Source organism: Lentzea rhizosphaerae (assembly GCF_042649515.1).
In the GTDB taxonomy this organism is placed as follows: Bacteria; Actinomycetota; Actinomycetes; order Mycobacteriales; family Pseudonocardiaceae; genus Lentzea; species Lentzea aerocolonigenes.
In genome coordinates, this window is sequence record NZ_JBHRZI010000044.1 from 151,980 (window position 1) to 159,395 (window position 7,416).

Here is a 7,416-nt window from a genome sequence, read left to right on the forward strand (position 1 = left end):
GTCAGGCTTGAAGAACTGCCTCGACCGCGGGCGCGAGTGCCTCGGCGATGACGCGGTAGCCGGCGGCGGACGGGTGGAAGCGGTCGGCGGCGAACAACGCCGGATCAGCGGCGAACCGGGCCGAGACGGCACGTTCGACGTGCGCGACGACTCCGCCCGCCCGGATGACGGCCTGCAGCTGTGCCTGGGCGTAGTCGCGGCTCACGGTCGACACGATGGTGCGCAACGCGGGCGGTACGTGCGCGACCACGCTCAGGTCGGGCGCGGTGCTGACGACGACCTGCGCACCCGCACCGCGAAGGTCCGCGACGGCGTCGTGCAGCTGCTGCGCGCCGACGTGGGCGGGGACGAACCTGGTCAGGTCGTTCGCGCCGATGACGATCACGGCGAGGTCGACTCCGCCCGCGATCGCGGTCCGGACCTGCGCTTTCAGGTCGGCAGAGCGGGCACCGGGTACGGCGTGGACCCTCAGGTCGACGTGATGTCCTGCCGCGCGGAGACGTGCGGCGAGCAGTGGGCCGAGAGTGTCCTCTTGACGCGTGCTGCCGACGCCCGCGGCGATGGAGTCACCGAGCAGACGCAGACGCATGTCCCGTAAAACGGCGAGCGTCGGGACGGTGTTCCGCCGCAGACTGTGACGGTGGACGAACTCCTGGGGTGGTGCGTTGTCGCGAACGTCGCCGCCACCGATCTGAAGCACTTCTCGGCCGGCACGAAGGTGTGGGTGCTGCCACCGCAGTGGGGTGACGGCGGGCAGGACGTCGTCGTGGTCGGCCGGCACCGCGGCAGCCCCGGACCTGTGTCCCAGATGGTCCTGGCGCGCGTGCACCTGACGAACTTCCGCGTGCGCGGGGTCTACCAGCCGGCCGTGCAGCGCCAGCTCACCAAGCCGTTGAAGCGGCGCGAGCTGCGGCAGTGGGAGTCGCGGGAGGAAGCGGAGAAGGTCGTCGAGTGGTGGGCACGTGACGCCGCCATCCACGCGGGAGTGCGCCGGCCGTTGCAGCGCGCCGACTTCTACTACCGGCTCGCTCAGGTGACGCCGGGACACGTCCTGCAGCAGTGGGCCGTCCAGGACGTCATGAACCCGCGGCTCTCGTTCGAGCTCGGCGACGTGTTCCGCGACCAGCAGGAGGTGGACGCGGTCCACGAGCTGCGCGAGCTCCTGGACACCATCGCGACGGCCGGTGTGGCGAACTGGCTGAACAACGAGCTGTGGCCGGTTGTTCGCTCTGTCGCGGGGAAGACCCAGGCGCTGCTGAGTCGATAAACCGCTGTCGTGGCAGCGTTCGTGTGTCTACACTCCACGATCAACATCACCGAGCGACGAGGAGGGACCGGCCGTGCGTACCGCCGTTGTCGTCCTCCCGTCCCGCTTCGACGTGATCCTCGTGTCCTCGCACCCCGGCTGCCCGCTGCGCGCCGGGCACCGGAGCGTCTGACGAACACGCCGTTCGTCGGCTCATCGCGCTGACCTGCACGTCCTTTCACCACGAAAAGGCACTCAGCCATGCGCACGACCACGTTGAACGCCGTCCGCAACCTGGGCATCCTCGCCCACGTCGACGCGGGCAAGACCACCCTCACCGAACGGGTTCTGTTCGCCACCGGCACCACGTACAAGCGCGGTGAGGTCCACGACGGCACGACCGTCACGGACTTCGACCCGCAGGAGCGCGACCGCGGCATCACGATCTTCGCCGCGGCCGTGAGCTGCACGTGGGACGGTCACCGCATCAACCTCATCGACACGCCCGGCCACGTCGACTTCTCCGACGAGGTCGAACGGTCGCTGCGGGTGCTCGACGGCGCTGTCGCCGTGTTCGACGGTGTCGCGGGCGTCGAGCCGCAGAGCGAGTCGGTGTGGCGGCAGGCGGACCGGCACGGCGTGCCGCGGATCGCGTTCGTCAACAAGCTCGACCGGCCCGGCGCGGACCTCGACACGGTCGTGGAGTCGCTGCGAACGCGGCTGCACACCGTGCCGCTCGTCGTGCAGCTGCCGATCGGTGCCGAGGACGGGTTCGCCGGCGTCGTCGACCTGGTGCGGATGGTCGCACTCACCTGGGAGGACTCCCTGACCGAAGGGCCGGTGCCGGAAACGTTGCTGGCAGAGGCACAACGGCGCCGTCACCTGCTGGAGGAGGCGGTGGCGGAACTGCATCCCGAGGTCGTGGAGGAGTTCTTCGCGGGAGGACTGTCCGAGCAGACGCTGAGAGACGCGCTGAGGGAACTGACTCGGCGAGGTCTCGGAACCGTCGTGCTGTGCGGCTCGGCGTACCGGAACCGGGGCGTGGAACCGTTGCTGGACGCGGTGATCGCGTATCTTCCGTCCCCTGTGGACGTTCCGGCGGTGCGCGGCGTCGACGGCGAGGAACGGGAACCGGATCCGGACGCGCCGTTCGCGGCGTTGGTGTTCAAGGTGAACGCCACCGCCACCGGGCGGCTGACGTTCGTCCGCGTCTACTCGGGCACCCTCCACAAGGGAGAGACGGTCCAGGTGGGCGGCAGGAACGAACGCATCGGCAGGATCCTGCGGGTGCAGGCCGATCGGCACACGCCGGTCGACTGCGCCGTCGCGGGTGACATCGTGGCGCTGGTGGGGCTGAAATCGGCTCGCACGGGAACGACCCTGTGCGCGCCAACGGCTCCGCTGCTCCTCGAACCGCCGGTGTCGGCCGACCCCGTCGTGTCCGTGGCCGTGGAGACGCGGACCAGCGCGGACAACGCGAGGCTGACCGAGGCGCTCGCGCACCTGGTCGACGAGGACCCGTCCCTGCGCGTGGCGACGGACCCGGAGACCGGCCAGACGGTGCTGTCGGGCCTCGGCGAGCTGCACCTGGAGGTCGCGGTGGAGAAGGCGCGCACGACCCACCGCATCGAGATCACCACGGGACGCCCGCGCGTGTCCTACCGCGAGACCGTTGCCAGCGGTGTCAAGGGTTTCGTTTACCGGCACGTGAAGCAGGACGGAGGTGCCGGCCAGTTCGCTCACGTCGTCATCGACACCGAGCCGCTGGAGACCGGGTTCGAGTTCCGCTCGGCGGTCACCGGCGGGCGCGTGCCGCAGGAGTTCGTCCGCGCGGTCGAACAGGGCTGCCGCGACGCGCTGGCCGAGGGACCGCTCGGCCACCCGGTGATCGGGCTGCGGGTGACGCTCACCGACGGGTCCACGCACGTCAAGGACTCGTCGGAGATGGCGTTCCGCACGGCCGGCCGGCTGGGCCTGCGCGAGGCCCTGAAAGCCGGCGCGATGACGTTGCTCGAACCGATCGCCGAGGTCACGGTCACCGTGCCGGAGGAGTACCTCGGCGGCGTGCTGGGTGACCTCGCTTCGCGCCGGGGCCGGATCCTCGGTTCCGTGGCGAGGGCCGGTACGACGGTGGTCACGGCGAGCGTGCCGCTGGCCGAGATGTTCGGGTACGTGACGAGGTTGCGCAGCCGGACACAGGGCCGCGGCACGTTCTCGGCCCGCCCGACCGGTTACGCGGCCGCATAGGTGGAACGCAGGCCGGCTGTGTTGAATTTTTGACAGCCGGCCTGTGCCATGCTCGGTCAAATGTCGACCTTGAACGTCATGTCGTTCAACCTGCGCTACGCCTCGGACGCCGAGCCGAACTCGTGGCGTGCCAGGCGACCCGTGATGGCCCAGCTCCTGCTCAACGAGCTGCCCGCGGTGCTGGGCACGCAGGAAGGCCTCTACGGCCAGCTGCTCGACATCGCCCACGACCTGCCCGACCACTACGACTGGGTCGGGCTCGGCCGCGCGGGTGGCAGCCACGACGAGTTCATGGCGGTCTTCTTCGACACGCTCCGGCTGGAACCGCTCGAGTTCGACCACCACTGGCTGTCCGCGACGCCGAACGTCGTGGGCTCGCGCTCGTGGGGCAACAACGTGATCCGCATGGTGACGTGGATCCGGTTCGCCGACCGCGCGACGGGCAGGCAGTTCGTCGTCGTGAACACCCACTTCGACCACGAGTCGGAGAACTCCCGCCTGCGCAGCGCGGAGTTCGTCCACCAGCGGATCAACACGCTGAAGCTCCCGGTCGTGCTCACCGGTGACTTCAACGCGGTGGCGACGGCGTCACCGACGTACTCCCTGCTGACCGAAGGGCTGGAGGACTCGTGGCTCGCAGGCCCTCAGACCACCCCGGCGTACGGGACGTTCCACGGCTACGGCCCGCTCGTCCCCGACGGCCCGCGCATCGACTGGATCCTCACCCGCGGCGTCACCGTCGAGGCCGCCGCGATCAACACCTACCACCGCGGCGGCCAGTACCCGTCCGACCACCTGCCGGTGCAGGCGCTGATCAGGGTCTAGGCGCCCACTCCGGCGGCAGCTCGTGCGAACACGTCGGCGCACCACCGGCTCGAGCTTTGCGAAGGTCGGCGTACGGCCCCGCGATCTGGTCCCGCGGTACGGGACTCAGCGCCGTGATGGCGTCACCGGCGGCGAGCACCTGACGGCGCATGCGCTCGTGGTCCACGGCCTCGGCGCCGAACGCGGGCGCCCAGAGCGTCCACGGTCCGGAGATCATCGCCATCGTCGGGATCAGGTGCGAGTGGAAGTGCGTGCCGATGCCACCGAACGAGCACTGCGGCGGCGCCCTGTCCGGCACGGGAACGTCGGTGCCGGGCAGGACGAACGTGCGATCCACGCCCCGTCCGGACAGCGCCGTGAAGGCGGCCCGGGTCAGCGCGGGACTGCCCGCGAACCACCCCGACGGCTCCGCCGCACCTGTGGGCTGCAGAGACCCGTTGCCGGGCAGGAACTCCCGCGTGCCCAGGTGCTCCAGCACGAACGCGAACGCAACAGACCCCGAGTCGTACTCGGCGTCGAGCGCACGGGCCCGGAACTCGCTGCCCTCGGCGGGCCGGTGCAGATGTCCGGTGGCGAACACGAACTCGATCGTCCGCGGCCGGCACCGCAACGGCAGGCGGGCGAAGTGCTCGGCGAGGGCGAGGAGCGCGACCGTTCCGTTCTCCTGCACCCATCCCACGCCGTCGGTGTTGGTGTCGAGCACGATCCGCTCGTTGCTGATGCCGGGCAGCGTGGCGACCAACGACCGCGTCACGGCCGGTGTGCGCGCTGCGAGAACCCCCACCGTCGTCTGCGCGCCGGGGTTGAGTTTCGCCGCCGCGTCCGCCCCGACGAACACCCCTGGCACCCGGTAGTGCGTGCCGAGATGAGGATCCCAGTAGCCCTTCATCTGCTCGTGTGGAAACGGAAAGGCGACGACCACCCCAGCGGCCTCGGCAAGTCCGGCGTCGACCATGTCCTGGTTGAGGAACGGCTCGGCGAGATACCCGCGGTCGACGGCCGGGAATTCGCGCAGCACCACCTTCCCGCGCGCGTTGGCCGTCGTGATCGGCGTACTGGCGGGCAATCTGACCAGCTCACCCGAGCGCAAACCGGGCGCGGAGTAGGGGATCGCGGCGGCGACCGGAACCACGCCGTCCGACACGAGCAGCCCAGGCCCGGGCTGCCACCGCTGGATCCCGAAGTGCTCGGACCGCACGGACACACCGGGAAGCCGGTCGACGTGACGCTCCAGCCAGGAGATCAGGCGCTGGTGGGCCGGGCTACCGGTCGACCGGACACCGAACGCGGCGACGGTGGCGTTCAACGCGCGCAAGGTGGAAGCCGAGGCGAACTTCCGCTCGTCGACGGTGGGGGAACAGCCCTCCGACGCTGCGGCCGGTGTGGGTTGAACGGTCAGAACCGTTACGACACTTAACAATGCAATGCATCTGGCGGGGTGCACCAGGCACACAGTGGCTGTTGTGAACAGGGCTCACAATCCGCTGTCCTGGGTAACTGGCGTGGCGTCAACGGTGAACGGAATGGTTCATACCAATTTCCGCTACCGTCCGCCAGATGCGCATGAACTCAACGCTCGGCCGCGTCGTGGTGATCGCGTACGCGCTGCTGTTCTTGTCCGGCACCACGGCTGCCGCTTCCGCCTCTCACGGCCGTGAGTGCGACACGCCGTCCATTGATCGGTTGCAGCAGTGGCTGGCCAGTGGTGAGGGTGTGACTGAGCCTGCGACCGGCAGCATCCTCGTCCCTGCTCGGCACGGCTACACCGCGAAGATCAAGTTCCTGTCGAACGACTGGCACGTCATGGTCGTGTGGCTCGGCAACGAGTTCGAGGCGCAGGCCGATTTGAGTGGGTCTCGTGGGTTCTGGATGACCTACCGCGCTGCTGACGACCTGTACGTGCAGTTGCGGCCGGCGTCGCACTGGAGTGGTGGTGACAAGTGGGTCACCAAGATCCCGTCGACGCGTGGGCGGATGGTGACTCGGTTCTTCAGCTTCGCGCCGTCTCGGTGGACTGTGTTGCCGGAGCTCGGTGCGCCTGCGTATCCGCTTGCTGAGGCTCTTGATGATGCTCGTGGGCTGGTGTTCGTGGGTAAGACGCCCAACGATCTTGAGTTTCGCGGGTTGAGGGTCGACGGGTATCGGCCGTCCTGCGTTTACTGAGGTTCTTTGGGGGTGCGGGGTCGGTTCGCGCGGTCCGGCTTGCAGAGGTCGGCTTGCGTTGGGGCTTGCGCGGGTCGGCTTGGGGTGGTTCGGCGCGGGTTCCAGCGGAGGGGGCACCTGTGCGGTCGTGTCGCCTTTGTGTTGGTGGTCGCTTTGGGTCGTATGACGAGCCGGGTCATTTCATCGCCGCTTCGCGACGATTGCGATTGGGGCTTGACTTCGGGGCCCTTGCGAGGCGCTGTGTCGGGCGGAAAAGGTCGGATGCTTCGCACCCGCCCGATCCGAAAAGGCTAGCACCTCGCTCCCAAAGTCAAGCCCCAATCGCACGTGTGCGTGGTCGCGTTGGGTTGTTCGGCTTACGTCATTACCGCTTACCTGATGACGCATTGTCCTGTACGGCTCGCCTTCGGTATCGCGTTCCGGGTGGGGTCGGCTGGGTGATTCACTCGATTGTGTTCGACATTTCCCGTTATCTTGTTGTGATCTTGCGGTAGGGTAGAACACGTGATCGAAACCCGCCTCCTCCCTACCGACGAGCTGCTGCGCAGTCTCGTCGACGAGGTGACGGAAATCCGGGTCCGGGAAAATGCCGCGTTGCAGATCGTCGCCGAGTTGGATCGGCGTGGAGCCGCGAGCGAGCTCGGGTACAGGAATCTGCCGCAGGTGTTGCGGCATGTTGTCCGCTGGGATCTGCATGTCGCCACGCGGTGGATCGACACCGCCGCACTGCTGACCGGCGAGATCACCCCGACCGGTAGTGAACTCGCCCCGGTGCTTCCGCTGACGGCGCAGGCGGTGGCCGAGGGCGTGTTGTCGGTCGAGCATGTGGCGGCGGTGGCCGCGGTGATGAAGACCGTGCCCGCCGAGCACGAGGAGACCGTGGTGGGCTACGCCCGCACCTTCGAGCCCCGCACCGTGCGCACCCTGGGCGGGAA

At 68.7% G+C, this 7,416-nt stretch carries 7 protein-coding genes; 5 read left to right on the forward strand and 2 right to left on the reverse strand.

The annotated features are described in order from the left end of the window. Position 1: 1 nt before the first annotated feature. The gene (locus ACFOWZ_RS41415; RefSeq protein ID WP_382379461.1) at positions 2 to 589 is read right to left on the reverse strand and encodes an SGNH/GDSL hydrolase family protein; all 588 of its coding nucleotides are present in this window, start codon (positions 587 to 589) and stop codon (positions 2 to 4) included. 51 nt (positions 590 to 640) lie between these two features. Between ACFOWZ_RS41415 and ACFOWZ_RS41420 the strand changes: the two genes are divergently transcribed. The 3 genes from ACFOWZ_RS41420 (at position 641) to ACFOWZ_RS41430 (ending at position 4,318) form a co-directional block, all read left to right on the forward strand. Continuing rightward, complete coding sequence (locus tag ACFOWZ_RS41420) at positions 641 to 1,267, forward strand: hypothetical protein (protein WP_382379462.1); 627 nt, start codon at positions 641 to 643, stop codon at positions 1,265 to 1,267. Positions 1,268 to 1,507: 240 nt separating this feature from the next. Further along, complete coding sequence (gene fusA / locus ACFOWZ_RS41425) at positions 1,508 to 3,493, forward strand: elongation factor G (RefSeq protein ID WP_382379463.1); 1,986 nt, start codon at positions 1,508 to 1,510, stop codon at positions 3,491 to 3,493. Positions 3,494 to 3,553: 60 nt separating this feature from the next. Beyond that, on the forward strand, positions 3,554 to 4,318 hold the full coding sequence (locus tag ACFOWZ_RS41430; protein WP_382379464.1) for an endonuclease/exonuclease/phosphatase family protein: 765 nt from the start codon (positions 3,554 to 3,556) through the stop codon (positions 4,316 to 4,318). Here the strand turns inward: ACFOWZ_RS41430 and ACFOWZ_RS41435 are convergent. Then, positions 4,308 to 5,624, reverse strand: a complete 1,317-nt coding sequence (locus ACFOWZ_RS41435; RefSeq protein ID WP_382379465.1) for a hypothetical protein — start codon at positions 5,622 to 5,624, stop codon at positions 4,308 to 4,310. The genes ACFOWZ_RS41430 and ACFOWZ_RS41435 overlap by 11 nt on opposite strands. A gap of 251 nt (positions 5,625 to 5,875) precedes the next feature. Between ACFOWZ_RS41435 and ACFOWZ_RS41440 the strand changes: the two genes are divergently transcribed. Both ACFOWZ_RS41440 and ACFOWZ_RS41445 read left to right on the forward strand, forming a co-directional pair. Next, positions 5,876 to 6,481, forward strand: coding sequence for a hypothetical protein (locus tag ACFOWZ_RS41440; protein WP_382379466.1), 606 nt, complete (start codon positions 5,876 to 5,878; stop codon positions 6,479 to 6,481). A gap of 504 nt (positions 6,482 to 6,985) precedes the next feature. Beyond that, positions 6,986 to 7,416, forward strand: a 431-nt coding sequence (locus ACFOWZ_RS41445; protein WP_382379467.1) for a DUF222 domain-containing protein, incomplete at its 3' end; no start/stop codon positions are given.

Bases quoted from the DNA above. Each gene is read 5' to 3' on its own strand.
- ACFOWZ_RS41430 (WP_382379464.1), top strand. From the start codon at position 3,554: ATGTCGACCTTGAACGTCATGTCGTTCAACCTGCGCTACGCCTCGGAC.
- ACFOWZ_RS41440 (WP_382379466.1), top strand. From the start codon at position 5,876: ATGCGCATGAACTCAACGCTCGGCCGCGTCGTGGTGATCGCGTACGCG.
- fusA (WP_382379463.1), top strand. From the start codon at position 1,508: ATGCGCACGACCACGTTGAACGCCGTCCGCAACCTGGGCATCCTCGCC.
- ACFOWZ_RS41415 (WP_382379461.1), bottom strand. From the start codon at position 589: ATGCGTCTGCGTCTGCTCGGTGACTCCATCGCCGCGGGCGTCGGCAGC.